General features: G+C 68.2%; 9 protein-coding genes. 6 read left to right on the top strand and 3 right to left on the bottom strand.

Going from position 1 to position 20249, the window contains the following annotated elements; all coding sequences use genetic code 11:
• Nucleotides 1–179: 179 nt before the first annotated feature.
• On the bottom strand, nt 180–1103 hold the full coding sequence (locus AB0I53_RS45965; RefSeq protein ID WP_358616532.1) for a recombinase family protein: 924 nt from the start codon (nt 1101–1103) through the stop codon (nt 180–182).
• Nucleotides 1104–1543: 440 nt separating this feature from the next.
• Here AB0I53_RS45965 and AB0I53_RS45960 point away from each other — a divergent pair, with 440 nt between their 5' ends.
• Nucleotides 1544–3673 carry an AMP-binding protein gene (locus AB0I53_RS45960; RefSeq protein WP_358616529.1) on the top strand — a complete coding sequence of 710 codons (2130 nt, stop codon included), beginning with the start codon at nt 1544–1546 and terminating at the stop codon, nt 3671–3673.
• A gap of 45 nt (nt 3674–3718) precedes the next feature.
• On the opposite strand, the gene AB0I53_RS45955 is transcribed toward AB0I53_RS45960, so the two are convergent.
• Complete coding sequence (locus AB0I53_RS45955) at nt 3719–4720, bottom strand: LacI family DNA-binding transcriptional regulator (RefSeq protein ID WP_358497728.1); 1002 nt, start codon at nt 4718–4720, stop codon at nt 3719–3721.
• A 148-nt stretch (nt 4721–4868) separates the two neighbouring features.
• On the opposite strand from AB0I53_RS45955, the gene AB0I53_RS45950 reads away from it, so the two are divergent.
• Nucleotides 4869–6647, top strand: a complete 1779-nt coding sequence (locus AB0I53_RS45950) for a hypothetical protein (RefSeq protein ID WP_358616534.1) — start codon at nt 4869–4871, stop codon at nt 6645–6647.
• Here AB0I53_RS45950 and AB0I53_RS45945 read toward each other — a convergent pair.
• Entirely contained in the window at nt 6616–8097 is a 1482-nt protein-coding gene (locus tag AB0I53_RS45945; protein WP_358616526.1) for a glycoside hydrolase family 88 protein, read from the bottom strand. The two genes, AB0I53_RS45950 and AB0I53_RS45945, sit on opposite strands and share 32 nt — an antisense overlap.
• A gap of 414 nt (nt 8098–8511) precedes the next feature.
• On the opposite strand from AB0I53_RS45945, the gene eccCa reads away from it, so the two are divergent.
• The 4 genes from eccCa to AB0I53_RS45925 all read left to right on the top strand — a co-directional run bounded on the left by eccCa (nt 8512) and on the right by AB0I53_RS45925 (nt 17783).
• Nucleotides 8512–12498: a type VII secretion protein EccCa gene (eccCa, locus tag AB0I53_RS45940; RefSeq protein WP_358616523.1), complete on the top strand. Its 3987-nt coding sequence runs from the start codon at nt 8512–8514 to the stop codon at nt 12496–12498.
• Nucleotides 12495–13625, top strand: coding sequence for a S8 family serine peptidase (locus AB0I53_RS45935; RefSeq protein ID WP_358616520.1), 1131 nt, complete (start codon nt 12495–12497; stop codon nt 13623–13625). Before eccCa ends, AB0I53_RS45935 begins: the two co-directional genes overlap by 4 nt.
• A gap of 392 nt (nt 13626–14017) precedes the next feature.
• On the top strand, nt 14018–16906 hold the full coding sequence (locus AB0I53_RS45930) for an AAA family ATPase (protein WP_358616518.1): 2889 nt from the start codon (nt 14018–14020) through the stop codon (nt 16904–16906).
• 301 nt (nt 16907–17207) lie between these two features.
• Nucleotides 17208–17783: a sigma-70 family RNA polymerase sigma factor gene (locus AB0I53_RS45925; RefSeq protein ID WP_358616515.1), complete on the top strand. Its 576-nt coding sequence runs from the start codon at nt 17208–17210 to the stop codon at nt 17781–17783.
• Nucleotides 17784–20249: the final 2466 nt, after the last annotated feature.

Genomic DNA, 20249 nt, shown 5'->3' with positions numbered 1-20249 from the left:
CACCTCGAACCCACGGGTCGAGCCCTGCTCCTGGTGGCAACCCACCCTCGGGTTCCCAATGAGGAACCTTCACTCGCGCTGAACCCACGGGACTCGAGGGGTCCCCGTAGTTTTCGCCGAATATCCGGCGGATATGCGCTGACCAGCTACTGCGCGCCTCTAATGGGCAGCAGAACCGGCTACACCGGTACCGCAGATGACATGGCGTTGTTCAGCCGTTCCGCGTAGATCCGGTACGCCTTGCGCTCCGCTGACGAAGCGCCGTCGGCGTTGAGCGCGACCGCAGTGGCCAGCAGTGCTTGATGCACGTCGGGGAGTGCGGTGACGTGCAGGCTGTAGCCCTGGCCGCGGCGCACGGTTCGGCCGTTCTGCAGTGCGTGGCGTTCGGCTTCTCCGAGTTCCGAATGGTTGTTCAGGTAGTGGGCGATCTTGCCGGGGATTTCCACGCGTATCGCCTGCTGTTCGTTCGGCGCGACGGTCGCGGGCCGGTGGGGTTGGTTGGGCAGAAGGTCAGCTACGGCGGTGCGGATGGCGACTCGGCTAACGTGGTGTTCGCGGGACAGGGAGGCGATGCTGGCGCCGTCGCGGACGGCTTGCCGGACCTGGTCGGTGACGCCGAGTTGGGCGAGGCGGGGGCGGCGGCCGGATTTAGCGCCGCTTGCCCAGGCGGCTGCGAGGCCGTCGCGGGTGAGTTCGTTTTGCAAGTCGCGCTGGAACTGGCCGACGGAGACCAGGACGTTGACCAGCATGGTGGTGGTCGCGTCGGTGGCGGCCAGGTCGACGATGCCTGACAGGGCGCCGGAGAGCACGCGTAGTTTCACGTCGTTGGCGCGGCACCATTCCCGGACCGCGAGGATGTCGGCGAGGTCGCGGCACAGCCGGTACAGCTCCGAGACGGTGAGCCGGTCGCCGGGCCGTGCGTAGCTGGCCAGCTCGCGGAAGCCTTCGCGCTCCAGCGCGGGGATCTTCGACGACGTCGCGGGGTCGGTGAATAGCCGCACGCCGTCCGCGCTGTCGATCAGACTGGCCTCGGCGAGCAGGTGGGTCTGCCGTTGGGTGCTCTGCTCGTCGGTGGACACCCGCGTGTAGACGAGCTCCGCCATGACCGCGCCGCCTCTCCGGCCGCCGGTCGCGGCCGTTCACCGTTCTATCTGTCGGAAAACCCTGTCGTCAATTCGGAATGGATCGCATTGGATCGGGCCGACGGTTTTCCCATGATCGGTGCGGCCGGACGGCGCTCCGGGCCGCCTGTCGTCAAAGGACCGTTTGGCGACAGTAACGGACGGCGGTGAGCGCGTGCCGTCCGAACCGCGTCCGAACCGAGCGGCGGCGCGTTCAGGTCATAATGACTGCCCAAAAAACTTGAAAGAATGCGAAGTTCGCCGCAACTGGCCGAATTTGATCAACAATCGTCGTTGCGCACCAAACGGAGCGTCGACACCCGCTGACGCGTTCTCCTCGGACGCAGTGCATCAGGACAGAATTCCACCTGCGTTCTCCGATTGAGGTCGCCAGCCAGCTTCTGGAAGGAAATCAGCCGACGATGTTCGGGAATCTCGTCGAACGACTGGCCTCGCTGGCCGAACGCAACAACTGGACGCACCGGACGGCCTATGTCGCGGATGGCATCCGGTATTCGTACGGTGACGTTCACGAGGGGGCCGGGCGTGCCGCCGCCGCGCTGCTGGGGGCCGGGCTGACGCCGGGCGATCGGGTACTGCTGGCCCTGCCGGACGGCATCGACTTCGTCTGGTCGTTCCTGGGGGCGCTGCGGGCCGGGATGGTCGCGATCCCGGTCAACACGGACCTGCACGTCGACGAGCTGCGCAAGGCAGGGGAGATCGCCGATCCCGCGGGGGTGATCTGCGCCCCCGCACTGGCGTCCCGGTTCAGCGCGCCCGTCATCGACCCGGACAAGCTGCGCGCCCCCGGCCAGGCGCCGTACTTCACCGGCGGCGCTGATGCGGCAGGCTTCGGCTTGTTCACGTCGGGAACGACCGGTGACCCGAAGCTGTGCTTCCACACCCACGCCGATCCTGAGATGTTCGAACAGGCGACGAATTCTGCGTTCCGGCTGACGGAGGACGATGTCTGCTTCTCCGTGTCGCGGATGTACTTCGGGTTCGGCCTCGGTAACTCCCTCTTCCTGCCGCTGAGCCGGGGCGCGACTACCGTTCTGCGGTCGGTGCGGGCGACGGCGGAGGTGGCGCTGGGGATCATCGCGGAGCACCGGGTCTCGGTCTTCTACGGCCAGCCGAGCTTCTACGCGAAGATGCTGGAAACGCCGGACGACAGCGGCCGTCTCGCGTCGCTGCGGCTTGCCGTCTGCGGCGGCGAGGTCGTACCCGAGTCGCAGGAGGCCCAGTTCCGTGCGGCGCTCGGCAGCCGGTTCCTGAATGTCTTCGGTACCACCGAGGTCGGCTACGCGCTGGTCGCTAACACCCCTGGGGCGTGGCGGGACCGCCGCGTCGGCAAGATCCTGCCGCCGTACCGGCTGCGCGTGGTGGACGAGGATGGCGCCCCGGTGGCGGCGGGCGAACCGGGCCTGCTGCAGCTCGCCGGACCCACAATCTCGCTCGGCGTGCGCAAGGGCGGTGAGCCGCCGCGCCGCCTCGTCGACGAGTGGTACGCCACGGGCGACTCGGCGACCGTAGACGAGGACGGCTTCCTGACCGTGCACGGCCGGGTCGACGACATCGAGATCGTGGGCGGGACGAATGTGCACCCGATCGAGGTGGAGGAGTTCTTCCTGCGCCACGGCGCGGTGCGCGAGGTGGCTGTCTGTTCGGTCCGGCGCCCGGTCGGCAACTCGACGTTGCGCGCCTACGTCGTGCTCGTCAGCGGCGTGAGCGACCACGATCAGGTGGCGGCGGAGCTGATCGCCGCCGCCCAGGAATCGCTCACCTGGTACAAGGTCCCCGAGGACGTCGTCATCGTGCCGGAGCTGCCACGCAACTCGAACGGCAAGGTGAAGCGCTCCGCGGTGCGGAAGATGGCCGAGTTGGACGTCGGCTTCCAGCTTGTGGCCCGGCACCTCGACACTACCGACCGGCCCGCCGAGTTCGACCTGCTCGGCTACAGCTGGGACCTCCTGCCGGAGGTGTTCGTGCCCATCCACACGGCTTCGACCGAGCTGTTCTCCGACTGGCTCCTTTACCCGGCGGGAGGCTCGTTCCTGGAGATCGGGTGCGGGGCGGGCGTTACGGCCGTGCTGGCCGCGCTGCGCGGCTGCGCGCGGGTGGCCGCCGTCGATATCAGCGGCCAAGCAGCAGCGAACACCGCGCTCAACGCCACCCGGCACGGCGTCGGCGACCGCGTGTCCGTCCACCAGGGCGACCTGTTCGACCCGCTCGACCGGGACGACCGCTTCGACGTCATCTTCTGGAACTCCAACGTCATCCCAACGCCCGAGCACTTCGACTACTCGCACGACATCGAGCACGCCATCTTCGACCGCGAGTACCGCGCGCACCGACGCTACCTGGCGGAGGGCATGCAGCGGCTCACGCCCGGTGGGGTGTTGTTGCTGGGCTTCAATAGCCTCGGCGACCGCGTGTGGCTCGACCGAATCGCCGCCGGATTGGGGCTTGAGTTCACCGAATACCGGGGTGAGACCCGGCACTCAGGCCACGTCGCGGTGACGTTCCAGCTGCTCCAGGCGGTCAAACGTTAATACCGCAACTCGACGCCGATGACGTACTCCGTGCGGGACAACGGGTCAAAGGCGTGGTGCGCCCAGCGTCGCGCCCTCGACGAACTCGCACGGGAGCAGTTCCTGCGGTGTGGTGCCGTGTTCGAGCACCTCGGTCAGCGCCTGCACCGCCCGACGCCCCATCTCGCGCCTGGGGATGCGGAAACCGGTGAGCGCCACGTCGTCCGGTGCCGGCCGGGTAGCGGCGCCGAGCGAGAGCACGGCGAGGTCGCCCGGCACGGAGAGCCCGCGCGCGCGTCCGGCGAGCACGATCGCGGCCCCGTCCGACACCTCTTCGGTGAGCACGGCGGTGACGCCCGCTTCGCGCAGCTGGTCGAGCCGTGCGGTCTGCACATGCACCCCTTGGACGCCATGTGCGGCAACGGCTTCGTGGAAGCCTTGCAGCCGATCCGCGGACGACTCAGCGCCCGCACCGGGCCCCACGTACGCGAACCCGCGGTGGCCGAGCGCGACCGCGCGGTCCACCAGGTCTCGCACCGCGGTGCGGTAGTCGGCGCCGACGTGCGGCACCGGGCCGCCCGCGTCGTCGCGTCGTCCGATGGAGACGTACGGGATGCCTTCGGCGAGCAGCTGGGCCAGGTCGTCGCGGTCGACCGTGCGACCGAGCAGCAGACTGCCGTCGGCGAGCCGCACCCGGCTGTCGTCGCTGAAGATCCGCCGCCGCGCCCCAGCGGCCTTGGCGCTGGTGAACAGCAACAGGTCACAGCCGACATCCTCGGCCCGTTCCTCGATGCCTTCGAGGAACGGCTGGTAGAAGTTCGCGCGGGTGCTCGGGAACACCGCCTCGTAGGTGAACACGCCGAGGATGCGGTTGCGCCGGTCGTGCAGTCTGCGGGCGATCGGGTTCGCGACGTAGCCGGTCTTCCGAATCACCTCCAGCACCTGCGCACGGGTCTCCGGCGCGATCCGGACGTTGCCGTCCCGCCGGTTGTTGAGCACCAGCGACACCGTGGCCTGGCTGACTCCTGCCATCCTGGCGATGTCCCGCTGGGTGAGCCGTCGGGCCACGAGCACTCCTGCTTGCCAATTCGAATTGGCAGGGATTCTGCGTCGTCGGCCCACGTGTCGTCAAGCGCTAATAATTCGAATTATCATCTTGACCTGCGGGTGCCGAGCCGACGAGCGTTACCGGCCACAAGGAGGTAGGCCCGTGACTATGTTCAGCCGTCGCAGCCTGATGACCGGCGCCGCCGCTCTCGGACTGCTCGCCGCATTGCCGGCCCGCGCACTCGCACTGCCCGCGCCGCCGCCCACCACACCGATCCGGCGCCTGTTCGCACCCGAGGAGCAGCGGTTCGCGCCGTACCTCAGAGCGGTCTCGCCGATGGTCGCCGACATGGACTCGAGCGGCTTCTTCGCCGGAGGCTGGTGGCGCAGCCCGGCGGTGTCGCACAACGCCCGTGTCCAGGAGCACGTCTACACGCTCGCCTGGTTCGCCACGCAGTCCCGAACGTGGAACCCGTACCGGGGCAACGCGGATCTGCTCGCCGCGCTCGACGCCGGGCTCGGGCACTACCTGGGGTTGCAGCACGCCGACGGCTCGTGGCCGGAGTACTCGCCGACCGAGCACTCGCTCGCCGCCACCGGCTTCGCGATGGGGTACCTGAGCAAGACCAACGCCCTGCTGCGCAAGGCGAACGTCCTGACGCAACGCCAGGCGCAGATCACTTCGGCGCTGCGCACAGCGATGACGTGGCTCCTCAACCCGGCCAACGGTCGCGTCTGGCAGCCCACGATCCACTACGCGAACCAGGTCACCGCCGGGCTCGCCGGTGCCGCGCTCGCGCTGAACCAGGCCCCCGATCCCTCGCTGCGGCAGCGGTTGACCGAGGCGTTCGCGCGCCTTGCCGCGAACGGGCAGAGTCCCGCGGGCTTCTTCTACGAGGAGACCGGCGCGGACACCAACTACAACTTCGAGGTGATGCTGCCGGAGATGGCCGACGCGTGGCGCCAGTCCAACGACGCCAACCTCGTCACGATGACGCGCCGGTACACCGACTGGCTCGGCTACAACCTGCTGCGCGAACCCGACGGCTCCGGCTGGTTCGCCAACGTCGCCCCGAACTCCCGCACCACGTCGCGGTTCTACGCCGACGTGCGGCCGGACCCGGAACGTACCGCGCTGAACAACCAGTTCGTGCCGGTGGTGCCGAACTTGTCCGCGTTCCTGTCCAGCCGCGAAGACCTCGCCGCCGCACGGGCGGCCTGGGCAGCGGACCCGGCGCCGGTGCCCGCACTCGTCAAACCCGACACCTCACCGCGCATCCTCAGCCACTCGATCTACGGCGAGCGCTATCCAACCCGTGCCCAGCGCACGGCCGCGATCGCGGAACTTCCATACCGCCGGGCGCACTTCACCGAGATCCGCAGCGACCAGGGGCAGAACTTCCTGTTCCTGCGCAGGCCGCAGTTCTACCTCGGCGGCTACTTCGGCACGAGGCGCGCGACCTCGCTGGCCCGCACCGGTCTGACGTTCCTGTGGCACCCGGTGGCGGGCACGGTCGTCCAGTCGATGAACAACAACGACCACGCCTGCTGGGCGACGGTCTTCCCGGGCCACGTGCCGGACGCGAACGGACCGCAGCAGGCGGAGTTCCTGGGCGGCGAGCCGTACCGGTTCCGCTACCGCACCGCGAGCGGCTCGGTCGTCACCGACGTGACCGTGCAGCCCGACCAGATGACCAGGTCGGTGCGGGCGAACGCACCGGCAACCGAGCAGATCCCGTTGGTGGTGAAGGACTCCGACACCGTCGCACTCGACGCGCGGGGGCTGACGCTCACCCGCGGCCGGGTGGTGCTGCGATCCGACTGGGCACAGCCGCGGCAGCCCGCGATCAGGCCCGCCTCGATCACCTACCCCGGCCGCCGGATGCACATCCTCACCGTGCCGCACGACGGCACGTTCACCGTGACGATCTCAGTTCTTCGTTCATGATCAGGAACGCGCCGAGCCCGTGGAAGTCGTTGTCCATTCGCGGGCGCTCCAGGTAGTACCGGGCATCGCCGACGTTCGTGCCGATCACGACGTCGGAGATCCTGGTCCGGCCGTCCGAGCCGATGGACACCTTCGCCAGTACGCCGCGGTACCCGCGTTGCGCCACCGGCCAGAACGCCGGGCTCACGTAGCCTCGCTCGACCGCCCGCGCGAGGGTGTAGGTGAACATCGCCGAGCACGATGTCTCGGTCCAGTTGCCTGCCAGACCCGGTTTGACGGGCAGCTGGAACCACCGGCCGGTTGCGGGATCCTGCCAGCGCCGGTAGCCGTCCGCGAGGTACCGGACAATCTCGACGAGCGCGGCCCGGTCCGGATGCGTGCGCGGAAGTTCTTCGAGCACGTCGACGGTGGCCATGCCGAACCACCCGACCGCCCGGCACCACACCTCCGGCGAGCGCCCGCTGGTGTCGGCCCACTCGGAGCGGCGGGTCTCGTCATAGGCGTGGCGCAGCAGGGCGTCTTCGTTGCGCAAGTGCTCGAAGTAGGTCAGCAGCTGACGCGGCGGGCCGGTGTGGTCACCTGCGCGAGCCAGGAACGGCTGTGCCATGAAGGCACCGTCCGACCAGAGTTGACCGGTGAACGCGACGTTGTGGATCAGGGCGCCGTCGCTGGCCCGCGGGTAGGTCGCGACCCGCGTGACGATCCTGTTCGCGGCCAGGCGGTAGCGCGAATCGCCGGTGGCCTGCGCGAGGTCGAGGAAGACGTTGCCCACGAGCATGCTGTCGAGGTCGTTGTACGGTTTGCCCGTGCTGCCGTCCGCAGCGACACGCGCCGAACCCCACGCCTTGACATAGTTGAGGTAGCGGGTGTCGTGAGTGCGTTGGTAGACCTGGAAAGCCGCGTGCAGGAACAACGCGTCGGTGTAGCCGAGGCCGAGCGACGTGGCGGGCCGTCGCGCCATCGTCGAGTCCACCACCGCGGTGGACCAGTCGCTTGGGCTCGGCGCGGTGACGCCGTTGTCGACGGACAGCGAGTCGAGGTTCGGCCCGCCTTCCGCAGTGGTCGCGGTGGCGCGCACGACGTTCGTCCCATGCTTGAGGTTGACGCGGAGCGTTCGCGTCGCCCATGCCGTCCAGCTTCCCGTGCTGGGGAAGGAGATCGCGTGTGGCGTGCCGTTCACGACCACGTCGAGCGAGCGGTCTGCGCCGGTGCCGTTGGCGAAGCGGAACGTCAGTGCGTGTCCGCCGGCGATGGCCGCGTGCACGGTGAACGAGAGGGAGCTTCCGATGGTGTTGTCGTAGTTGACGAATCCGGTGCCGGTGAAGCCCAGGTGGTTCGACTCCACGGCGGCGTCCGTGCGAGCCGCGCGTTCCGCCTCGTACACGGTGGTCGCGGCGAACGCGGGAGTGGGTGGCGGAAGTAGCAGGAGGAGAGCCAGCACTACGAGCACTACGCGCAGTCTTGACATCATAAGCCCCCAGCGGGTGGTCCAATGAGATCGCTCTCACTCTGGTGCCGCTGGAAAATGCCGGTCAACAAGCTAATCGTCATTATCTGGAACGGCCTGGTAGTAGACGGCCCGTTTGGCGTAGCGGGTCGCGAGATCGTGGAACTGCACGAGCCCGTCAGCGCATGTACCACCGATTTGGTTCAGCTGGACTTCGCCGGACGTCAACCTCGCGGCCCGGACCACGCAGCAGGTGGCTGATCAGAGCGCCGCGAACTGGCGTGGTGAGCGGGTCCGCTGGTGGTGCGTGAACCGCCGCGTCGAGCCTTGCCGGGACATCCGGACTCTCGATGCTGAACTACTCGCGGTCTGCCCGACGTGTGTCCGGTGTACGGATGGCGTGAGGAGCCGACCGCGATGACAACGACCCTGTTCCGCCGCCCAGGGCGGGAGAAGCCGCCGGAGATGCCGACCGGCGAGCTCGCGTTGGAGGAACCGCCGACGCTGCCGGAAGCCAGCGGCGGCAAGGACATCCTCTCTTCGCTGATGATGATCCCGATGATGCTGGGCACGGGCGTGTTCATGCTCATCTACATGGGCAGGATGAACCCGATGCTCGGCCTCGGGATGTTCGGCCTCATGCTGCTCATGGCCACCTTCATGGTGCTGATGCAGGTCACCCGCGGGGGTGTGGAGCGCCGTCACAAGCTGCGCGGCGACCGCAAGGACTACCTGCGCTACCTCGGCCAGGTCCGCAAGCAGGTCCGCACCGCGGCGTCCAGCCAGCGTGCCGCCCTCGCCTGGCGGCATCCGGATCCGGCGGCGCTGTGGTCGGTCGCGATGACCGGCCGCCTGTGGGAGCGCCGCGCGGCGCACGTGGACTTCGCCGAGGTGCGGCTCGGCACCGGCTCGCAGCGGCTGGCGCTGAAGATGACGCCCCCGTCCAGCAAGCCCATCCAGGATCTTGAGCCCCTCGCGGCCAGATCACTGCGGCGGTTCATCAACGCCTACACCAGCGTCGCCAACCTGCCGACCGCGCTGTTCCTCCGCGGGTTCTTCAAGATCCGGTTCAGCGGGGACGAAGACGCCATCCGAGGCACCGTCCGGTCGATGATCGCCCAGCTCATCACCTTCCATTCGCCAGAAGACCTGAGGGTGGCGGTGTGCGCGAGCCAGGATCGTGCGTCGCTGTGGGAGTGGGTGAAGTGGCTGCCGCACGCGCAGCACCCGCTGGAGCAGGACGACGCCGGGCAGGTGCGACTCCTCGCCGACGGGGTGGACGCACTGACCGACCTGCTCGACGCCGAGCTCGGCGAGCGCGGTCGGTTCGAAGCCGCCGCGTCGCCCAACCGCGACGAGCCCTACGTGGTGATCGTGCTGGACGGCGTCTTCGTTCCCGGTGAGTCGCGGCTGGCGGGCACCGGCTACCGCAATTCCATCGTGCTGGATCTCAGCGATGCCGTCGAAGGCAACGTCGGAACGTCCGCGCTGCGGCTGGACGTGACGAAGGAGCAGGTCGAGATGGTGCGCACCAGCCGCACCGGCAAGGAGATCCGTACCCGGCTGTGCACCCCGGATCTGCTCAGCCTGCCGCGGTCGGCGGCACTCGCGCGGGTCGTCGCGCCGTATCGCCTCGGCGGCACCACCACCGACGTCTCCGAGCCGATGCTGGTCAACTTCGAGCTGCCCCGGCTGCTCGGGGTGTCCGATCTGGACGAATGGCGCCCGCAGACGATCGCGCGCAACGGCCTGACCCGCGACCGGCTGCGCATCCCGATCGGCATCGCGGAGGACGGCACCCCGGTTGAGCTGGACATCAAGGAGTCCGCACAGGGCGGGATGGGCCCGCACGGGCTGCTCATCGGCGCCACCGGGTCCGGCAAGTCCGAACTGCTGCGCACCATGGTGCTCGGCATGGCGATGACCCACTCGTCGGAGACCCTCAACTTCGTCCTGGTCGACTTCAAGGGCGGTGCCACGTTCCTGGGGCTGGACGGGCTGCCGCACGTGTCGGCGATGATCACGAACCTGGCCGACGAGGCGCCGCTGGTCACCCGCATGCAGGACGCCCTGCACGGTGAGCTGGTGCGTCGGCAGGAGCTGCTGCGTTCGGCGGGCAACTACGCCTCGCTGCTGGACTACGAAAAGGCGCGGCTGTCGGGCACCCCGCTGGACCCGCTGCCGACGTTGTTCGTCATCGTCGACGAGTTCAGCGAGCTGTTGGCGGCCAACCCGGACTTCGCCGAGTTGTTCGTCATGATCGGCCGGCTGGGCCGCTCACTCGGCGTGCACCTGCTGCTGGCCAGCCAGCGCCTCGACGACGGCCGCATTCACAAGCTGGAAAGCCATTTGTCGTACCGGATCAGCCTGCGCACGTTCTCCGCGATGGAGAGCCGCTCGGTGATCGGTGTTCCCGACGCCTACCAACTGCCCGCCTCTCCCGGTAATGGATACATCCGCACGGACGTGTCCACGCTGATCCGGTTCAAGGCCGCGTACGTGTCCGGCCAGCACCGTCGGCGCACCCGTGAGGAGCGCCAGGAGGAGGTGCGGCGCCAGGTCGTCCCGTTCGGCATGGCCAGACTGGCTCGCGACGAACCGCCCGCTCCGCCTCCGCCTGCCCAGGACGACGAGAAGGACAACAACGACACCGGTGTCGACCGCGCGGCCAGCGGCGAATCGGTGCTGGACGTGGCCGTGGAGAAGCTGCTCGAGCACGGCCCGCCGGCGCACCAGGTGTGGCTGCCGCCGCTGGAGAACCCGCCGGCGCTGGACCACCTGCTGCCGCCGCTGGTCCCGGACCCGGTGCGCGGGCTCGTCGCGCAGAGCTGGCGGGGGTGCGGGCGCCTTGAGGTTCCGGTCGGTGTGGTCGACAAGCCGTTCGAGCAGCTGCGTGACGTGCACCTGGTCGACCTCGCGGGCGCGGGCGGCAACGTCGGTATCGCCGGCGGTCCGCAGTCGGGCAAGAGCACTTTGCTGCGCACTCTGATCACCGCGCTCGCGCTCACCCACTCGCCGTCCGAAGTTCAGTTCTACTGCCTGGACTTCGGCGGTGGGACGCTCTCCGCCCTCGAGCAACTGCCGCACGTCGGCGGGGTCGCCCGCCGGATGGAGGAGGAGCAGGTCGCCCGCACGATCGCCGAGGTGCAGACGATGCTGACCCATCGCGAGCGGCTGTTCACCGAACATCGGGTGGAAGGCATGGCGTCGTATCGTGCGCGGCGTGCCGCCGGGGAGTTCGCCGACGAGCCGCATGGCGACGTGTTCCTGGTCGTGGACGGCTGGGGCTCGCTGCGCACCGACTTCGAACAGCACGACATGACGCTGCGGCAGCTCGCCCAGCGCGGGCTGGCTTACGGCGTGCACCTGATGATCACCGCGAACCGCTGGTCGGACGTGCACAGCGCGTTGCGTGACCAGCTCGGCACCCGGTTGGAGCTGCGGCTCGGTGACTCCATCGACTCCATGATCAACATGCGGGCGGCCGCGTTGGTGCCGCAGGTTCCCGGCCGAGGACTGACGGCCGACCAGCGGCACTTCCTCGGTGGCGTGCCGCGCATCGACGGAATGCCCGCCACCGAAGGGCTGGCGGAGGCGACCCGCGACCTGGTGCAGGCGATCCGGGAGACGTGGCGCGGTCCCGCCGCGCCTGCCGTGCGGATGCTGCCTTCGGTGCTCCCCGCCGAGGAGCTGCCGGACACGGAGCCGGGGCCGCGTGTCCCGCTCGGTTCCGGGGAGCTCGACCTGCAGCCGGTGTGGCACGACTTCCGCACCAATCCGCACCTCACGGTCGTCGGCGACACCGGCAGCGGGAAGACGGCGGCTCTTCGGCTCATCGCGCAGGCCGTCACCCGCGTCAACAGCCCGGACGACGTTCGCATCGTGGTGATCGACCCGCGGCGGACGCTGGTGGAGTCGGTGCCGGAGGAGTACCGCGAAGGGATCGCCGTGGCCAAGCACGCCGCCGAGGAGCTCGCCCAGAACCTCGCGGCGCGGTTGCGGGAACGGATTCCCGGCGCCGATATCACCCCCGCTCAGCTGCGCAAGCGGGACTGGTGGAGCGGCCCGGAGTACTTCGTCCTCGTCGACGACTACGACCTGCTGACGAGCGGCATGGGCGGGCCGCTGGACCCGATGGTGGAGCTGATCCCGCAGGCCGGCGACATCGGCCTGCACCTGGTCGTCTCTCGCGCGGCGGCCGGCGCCGGGCGCACCAGCATGGAGTCCTGCATCCGGCGCATGCAGGAGTCCAACACCCCGGAGCTGACGCTGTCCATGCCGCCAGGGGAGATGCCGCTGCTCAACGGCTCGCGGGGACGGTCGTTGCCGCCGGGACGTGCGGTGCTGGCCACCCGCCGGGAGGGCATCGGGCTGCAGATCGGCTGGACGGAGGCCCCGGAATGAGACGAGTACTGGCCGTCGCCGCAGCGGCGCTGTTCGCGGTGTCGGCAGCTCCGGTGGCGTTCGCGCAAGGGCCGACCGGGGAGTGCACGCCACCGGCGGAGACGACCGCTGAGCGCGCGTCGTGGGCCCAGGAGCGAATGGCTGCGGACCGGGTGTGGCCGGTGACCAAGGGCTCGGTCACCGTCGCCGTGGTCGACACGGGTGTGAGCGCGGCCGCTCCGGCTTTGAGTGGCGCCGTCGAGCGCGGGACGGACCTGCGCGGCGGGCCCGGCAACGGCGACTGCTTCGGGCGGGGCACGTTCATCGCGGGCTTGATCGCGGCGCGGCAGGGCCGCGGCCCGTTCGCCGGGATCGCGCCAGGGACGTCCATCTACCCGGTGCGGGTGTCCGACAACCCGCCCAGGATCCAGGACCACGCCGCGCTGTCCCGGGACATCGCGGCCGGGATCCGGTCCTCGGTCGACGCCGGTGCCCGGGTGGTCGCCGTGGGGCTGGTGTCCACCATCGGCACCGAGGAGTTGAAGGCCGCCGTGGAGTACGCGACGAGCCGGGATGTGGTCGTGCTCGCGGCGGCCGCGGTGCCCAAGAAGGGACAGCTCGCGTTCCCGGCCCGCTATCCCGACGTGGTCGCCGTGGCGCCGGTGGCTGCGGAGGGTCCGCTGACCGAGCTGTCCTACGGAGCGGCCCCCGACGTGGCAGCGCCCGCGAACGACCTGGTGGGCATCGCCCCGGCAGGTGCGGGTAACCGCGTTGGCTCCGGTATCGAGCTGGCCGTTGGCTACGCCGCGGGCGCCGTCGCCCTGGTCCGCAGCTATCACCGGACGCTGTCCGCGGCGCAGGTCGTGGACCGCCTGCAGAAGACCGCGGACCAACCCGCCGGCCGCTTGCCGAACGAGTACATCGGCTACGGCGTCGTCGACCCGTTCGCCGCGGTCACCACCATCCTCGATACCGACCCCCCGGTGCAGGCGGTCGCCGAACGCCTCTCGGTTCCCCTGCCCGCGCCGCCCGACCCGGAACCGGGCAACCGGGCGTTGTGGTTCGCCGGCCTGGCCGGCGCCGTAGCCCTGCTCATCGCCGGTCCGGCCATCGTCGCCACCAGAGAAAAGCGACGACGGGAGAGCTGACGGCTGCCCGCAGGCACTATGGAGACATCTTGCCCGCGGTTCCGCGAATTCCTACCGGTGAACTGAGAGGCATCCGGTGTACGTGCAGTAAAAAGAAACCGCCGACAAGGTTTGCTGGAGGAGGGCTTGGCGGCGGTGGACGGGTAGCCGCTGTTGGGGCGTTACGACACCGCAAGGCTCGCGTCCCCAATGACCGGCAGAACCCCGAGAACGCGAAAGATCACCCGACAAAACGGCCCAGCTAGGCTCAACGGGCATACATCTTGCCCGTTGAGGCAGAGTGCGCGTCCAGGACACCTATCGAGCTTGACTCCGCTGCACGGCACAGCTGAATCTTTGCTGTGTAACCCATGTGGAGCATGGCACGGCAAGTGTCGAGCAAGGAGCGGGTCGTGGAGTCTCTCGCTGACGGCGCTGTCCTGGTCGACCGCGACAACGAAGTGCGGCGTCTCAAGGACGCAGTCCGCCACGTCGTACAGGGACGCGGCGCAGCGGTGTGGATCGACGGTGAGCCGGGCATTGGCAAGTCGGCGCTGCTGGCAGCCGGGCTGGACGGCGTCGAAGGACTCGGCTGCCAGGTGTTCCGGGCAGCCGCCGACGAGTTCGCGCGCCGTTGCCCGCTGCGCGTCATGCTCGAATGCCTTGGTATCACGCCGAATTCGCCTGATCCGGACCGGCGGGCCATCAGCGATCTGCTGTCCAGTGCCGCCGCCGACCCGTCAACGGTTGCCGCCGACCGGCTGTTGGTGCTCATCGAGGGCATGTGCACGACTGCACCGGTAGTACTGGTGATCGACGACATCCAGTGGGCCGACGCGGCCAGCCTCCTCGTCTGGCACCGACTGGGCCGGATGATCGAGCGCCTGCCGTTGTTGCTGATCGCCGCCTGCGGCCCTGCCCCGCACCGGCCCGATCTGGCACTGCTTCGTCGTGACCAGACCGCCTCGGTCATCACGCTGAGTCCCCTCGGTGAAGCGTCGACGGCAGAACTCGCCGGGCAGCTGCTCGACGCCGACTCGGTAGGGCCGACGCTGCGACAGGTTCTGCGGGGTGCGGCCGGAAACCCCTGTTATGTTCACCAAATCGTCAATTCTCTGCAACGTGATGGTTACCTCACCCGTTCGGCGGTGAACGCCGTCGAGCTGACCTCCGAATTGGCGAGGATGCCCGAATCGTTGACGACGGCCATTTCGGCTCGGCTGCGCCACGCCGACGACACCACGTGGGAAGTGTTGCGGATGGCGGCGCTTCTCGGCCCAGCGTTCTCGGTCACCGATCTGAGCGCGGTGTGCGGCCGCTCGGTGGCCGACTTGGCCGGAGTCGCCGAACAAGCCATCGCCTCCGGCATCCTGGTGGAATCCGGTGCCCGACTGGAATTCCGGCACACCGTGGTCCGGCAGGCACTGTATGAAGGCATCCCGGCCCCGCTTCGACTCGCACTGCACAACCAGGCGGCCCGCGCACTGGGCCCAACCGGCGCCCGGATCGAGTACGTTGCCGGGCACCTGCTCGCTGCTCTCCCCGGCGAGACCACCGTCGGCCTCGACGACTGGGGCGTCGACTGGCTCGTGCACAATGCCCGCAAGCTGGCCCACCGTGCCTCGGAACTGGCGGTCGACCTGCTCACCTCCGCTTCAGACGCACTGGATCCTGACGACCCGCGCCGCGAACCGTTGCGGATCAGGTTGGCGGAGGCGCTGCTGCTGCTCGGCCGCACTGAGGAAGCCGAGGAACTGGCCGAAGCGATCCTGGCCGACACCCGAGACCCCGAAATCACTGCCGAGATGAGTTGGCTCCTCGCGTGGTCGCTGACCATGTGGGGCAGGCTCGACGAGGCCCGGATCGTGATCGAAAACGCCATCGGCGGCGGAAAGCCAAGCCATGCCGGAAAGGCCGGTAGAATATCCAATGCGGATAGTCGCTGGACCGCTCGCCTGCACGGACTGCTCGCCAGAATCGCGCTTTCCATCGGCCAGGCCGGGATCGCGGAGGCGGCGGCCCGACGGGCGCTCGACGCGGGACGGGAGGTCGGCGACCGGTTCGCGACCGGTTTGGCACTACACGCGACCGGGGTGATTTCCGCCCAACGATGGAATCTGGCCGGGGCGGCTGCCGAATTCGATCGCGCACTGTCCGAGTTGGGCAACGATCCCGAGTGCACCGATCAGCGGCTGCTGGTCCTGGCCGACCTGCGCGGCGTGCTCTTCGAACTCGGCAAGGCCGACAAGGCCGAGCAGACCGTGCGGGAAATGCAGGCCATCGTGCAACGTTATGGGACGTCGCCCAGGCGCGGCGCGACGCGGCTCTGCGCTGCAGAGCATTTCCATGCCACCGGCAGGTGGGACGAAGCGGTCGCCGAACTGGAAGCGGCGATGGAGTGCTACGACCGGATGGCCGCCACGCACCAGTCGCGACTGCGTTGCCTGGCAGCCGCCATCGCAAGTCACCGCGGCCAACGCGACACTGTGGAAGAACATCTTGCCGCGGTGCCCGAAAGCCCGGACCGCCGCACGGAGTTCGCGCTGCTGGCGCAATCGACGTGGTACGAAAGGGGCGGTCGTCAAGATGATGCCGCGGCAGTTCTGGGCGCTGCGCTGGCCCGCGACGAGCACCCGGGTACCCGGCACACCTGGCTTCCGCTGCTGGTCCGGCTTGCGCTGGCCCGCGACGACCGCGACACCGCAGTACGGGCTACGGAGGCATGCGAAGCCGATGCTGCCCGCGGGTCAGCGCCGGCCATCGCGGCGGCGGCCCGGCATTGCCGAGGGCTGCTGGAGGGCCATCCGGCGTTGATCGACGCCGCCGTCGAGGCTTACCGGCGGATGGAGCAACCTCTGAAACGCGCTCAGGCACTGGAAGATTCCGCCGTCCTGCACGCCAGACACGGCGATCTCGGCGCTGCCCGCGCCGCATACGTTGAGGCGACCCGCATCTACACCGACCTGGGCGCCAAGTGGGACCTGCTGCGCGCAGACTCCCGGCTGCGCCCGTACGGTACGCGTCGACTGCGCGCACGCCGCCGAAGTGCGACCACCGGGTGGGAAGCCCTGACGCCGACCGAACTCAGGGTTGCAAGACTCGTCGCGGCAGGCCACGCCAATGCGGACATCGCGGCGATTCTCTTCGCGTCCAGGCGAACCATTGAGGTGCACGTATCGCGCATCCTGGCCAAGCTTGGGGCGCGCTCCCGGGTCGAGATCGCCATCGAAGCCGCCCGGCAGCCGAGCCTCGATCAACATGTTCCACTGCCAGTGCCCCAAGAAGACCGCCTCTGCGGCTGAAACAACCCCACGCTCCACCCAAAGGCATTGCAGGCGAGGGCGCCGTGACCAACTTGCTTGGGCACGGCGCCCTCGCTCGTCATGACCATCACGTTCGTGTCACGGATTCGGCTCTGCGGGAGTTCTTCTGGTTGCCCTTATTTACCCAATTTGGCGGTGTACGTGAGTTCACTGATTTTCCGGCTCACTACAAGAGGAAACCTGGTCGTACAAGCAAGTGATCGAGCACAACCGCGGTACGTCACAGCGCCGCCGACGGGTCGCGCGGACACCTCGCAGAAATGGACCAGGAGTGGTCATCATGGAGAATTCCATCGCCTCACGCCGGGAGGACAAGGCACCCGCCAGCGAGTCGTACGGCCCCGCTCCCGACCCGCAATCCGTGGTCAATCAGCTCTACGGCGACTATTTCGCGGCTCTGCAGCTCTACGTCAGCCGGATGATCTCCGATCCGTACCAGGCCGAGGACATCGCCCAGGAGACGATGGTGCGTGCCTGGCGGCACGCCGACGCGCTCAGCCGTCCCGAACTCGGTTCGGCCTGGGGCTGGCTGAAAAAGGTGGCGCGCAACATCGCCATCGACAAGATCCGTGCTCGCCGGGCACGTCCCGACGAGGTCGAGGAGTCCGCGGGCGTCGGGGTCGGCATCCTGGGAGACCACTCGGACGACGTGCTCACATCGATGTCGGTGGCCAATGTGCTGCTAGAGCTCATCCCGGAACACCGCAGCGTGCTCTACGAAGTGTACTTCGCCGACCGGACTGTGGCCGGCGCAGCCGACGTCCTCGGAATTCCCTTGGGCACGGTCAAATCCCGCCTGCACTACGCACTCCGGAAGCTGAAGACATCGGTGGAGCCAACCGAACTCGCAGCATGAGCCCAGCGGGGGCGTGCGGGGTCCTATAGAGGCTGTTTCCGATCTCGTCTTGCGTGGCGGGCGGGTCGGAACCTCAGACGCCATCTGGTCTCCGTCTCGGTAGCCGCGCGCCTTCGGCTGGCCGACAACCGGCAGCCGACCGCTTCCTGCGGCTGCTGCGGCTACTGGTATCGCTTGATGTCTTCTCCGGAGACGAGGTAACGGGCTATCGCCTGGCGCAACAGATTCCCGCTCGGCACGGTTAATGGCTCGATGCGCCACATGGGTGACATCTACGGTCAGGAGTTCTACTCAGCGTGGGGTGCGCCGCGCTGCCCGCGATTGCTGAGGGGATCCCTGCCTTCGAGCGTGCCCACGGCCAGTCGCTCGGCGAGTATCTGCGTACCTGCGAGGAGTTCCGCTCCCGCTTTCAGCACGTGATGAACGCAGGGAACGTCTTCCTGGCCGCGTGCAGCTTGCGCGGCCGACGCCGAGGCCGTCCGACAGGTCCTCTGACCGGTGCAGCGGCATCGATCACCTTCTTCAGTTCCCGATGAGCGTTGCGGTTGGCCGCGGAGATGACCACGGTCAGCGGGATGCCGCTTCGCGGAGGAGGCATTGCGCGCAAGCATACAATCCATCCTTCGCGGCCTGCTCGGCGAAGAACTGGTCTTCCTCGACACGGCCTCCTACCCGGTCGCGTCCGATGTGGAAACTCCGTCGTGAGGTCGCCGTCTTTGCCGTATTCTCTGCACTTTATAAGTTTGATCACGGTTAGGGATCCGCTGTCTCTTTGAGCCCGGCCGAGCGAGCAGTCCGAGGAGGACGGTGCTGCGGCGATGCCGACTAACTAGCGCCTGCGCTGGTCCGTGTTGACAGTGTCGAGGAAGGTCAGGCGAGTGCGGACGCGTGCTGCTTGCGGGGAACCGAGTTCGTCGAAAACGGTGAGTGCCTCGTGCCAGGACGCGCGGGCCTCGGATAGTTGTCCGGTGCGGTGTAGCGCCTCGCCGCGGTCGGTGAGGGTGCCCGCTACGTGCCGGGCAGACCTGATGAAAGCTGCTGGTCCAGGGAAAACGGATGCACTGGTGGCAAGCTGATCAACTCATGAACCCGTCAACTGTTGCGTAGCGCTGAAAGCGCGGTCCCGAAGCTATGGGAAGCCGCCACCGCACGCGGAATCACAAGGCCGGACTTGGGAATCTACCAGGCGACCGCAAGGCTGCCGCTTCGAACGAGACGACTACGTCGCGCTCCGAGGAGCACGCTGATATCGGCCTGTTCACGCGGCGTGGTGCCTACTGCGCCACGGGCTGGCTCGCCGCCTACTCGGGCATCAAGCCCCGTTCTGATCAGTGACCTCAGCGCAGCTCCGCGGCAGGTGTGACCGCGCGGAATAGGGCGATCGAAAAGTGTCCGAACAAAGCAGCTGCCATGCGATGCGTTGCCGTTGGGTTTCCCGCGGGGGCCGATTACGCGACGGCTGGCCGGCCCCCGCGGGATCTCCTCCTGCCGGGGGGGACGTGCGACAGAAGGAGGCAATCAGGCCACGTGCCACGAGCTGACCTGAGTAAATACTGGCCGAGTCGCAGCAGTGGCAACAAGAGTTGTCCAGGCACCGTCGTCGGCCATTTCGGGCAGCCACTTGGCGGAGTCGGACAAAACCGTCAAAGCGCGCGACGTCGGGTGGTCCGCGAAGATCTTCGCCCTGGGGTTTGGTCTCGCGCGGTTTCCGGAAGTCCACGTTGGTCGTCGGTGGCAGCGGTCCAGGGGCGTCGAGGCGCCGCACTCACGGGTTCGCGTGCCGGACTGTACTTTCGTGCAGGGCAACGAGCACGAAAGTACCTACTTCGGTTCGGCGACAACGCCCAAATTCATAGACTCTGAGTACCGGCTGGTCGTCGCGAACCGACGTCAGATATTGAGATGGTGTGGCGCACATCCACCCCGCCTCACCGGTGCATGTTAAGAGCATGAAAACGCTCCATCGGGGTTCAACCTCACGCCAGAACTCCTGCGGGCACCGATCGCAGATGATGACTACATCACGGCTGTCAGCAGGCTGGTCGGCCACGATCTCCCAGCTCCGCGCACCGCAAGCCGTTGACCTTCCCCGCATCGTCTGCTCTGCTCAGAGCCCGTGAATCTGGTGGGGCGTCATAGCGCCCTGGAGTTTCGCGGTTCGATGTTCCTGCTGGTCACTCCAGCCGTGCGTACTTTGTTTCTATGGCAGCACAAAGTGCGCACGGCCCCGGACCTGCCGGAACGTCGCTCCAGGCCCTCATGTCGTGGGCAAACCGCAAAACTCCAGGCATCCCAAAGGGACTCACGGGCCATTGACCCGCAGGAACCCGAGAGTCCCGGAAGACCGCCTGGCACCGAACTTCCGGAGGAACCGATGACCGCAGTGGCCACCCGGCCGGAAACCGAGCAGGCGCAACGGGATCCGCGCGACCCCGACGTGCGGCTGGAGCAGCTGCTCGACCCGGA

The sequence above is a fragment of the Saccharopolyspora sp. NPDC050389 genome, assembly GCF_040655595.1.
GTDB lineage: Bacteria > Actinomycetota > Actinomycetes > Mycobacteriales > Pseudonocardiaceae > Saccharopolyspora.
This window is presented reverse-complemented; position numbering and strand designations above follow the sequence as displayed.

Coding starts and splice junctions, on each gene's coding strand:
- AB0I53_RS45965 (WP_358616532.1), bottom strand. CDS start 1,103: ATGGCGGAGCTCGTCTACACGCGGGTGTCCACCGACGAGCAGAGCACC.
- AB0I53_RS45950 (WP_358616534.1), top strand. CDS start 4,869: ATGTTCAGCCGTCGCAGCCTGATGACCGGCGCCGCCGCTCTCGGACTG.
- AB0I53_RS45960 (WP_358616529.1), top strand. CDS start 1,544: ATGTTCGGGAATCTCGTCGAACGACTGGCCTCGCTGGCCGAACGCAAC.
- eccCa (WP_358616523.1), top strand. CDS start 8,512: ATGACAACGACCCTGTTCCGCCGCCCAGGGCGGGAGAAGCCGCCGGAG.
- AB0I53_RS45925 (WP_358616515.1), top strand. CDS start 17,208: ATGGAGAATTCCATCGCCTCACGCCGGGAGGACAAGGCACCCGCCAGC.
- AB0I53_RS45935 (WP_358616520.1), top strand. CDS start 12,495: ATGAGACGAGTACTGGCCGTCGCCGCAGCGGCGCTGTTCGCGGTGTCG.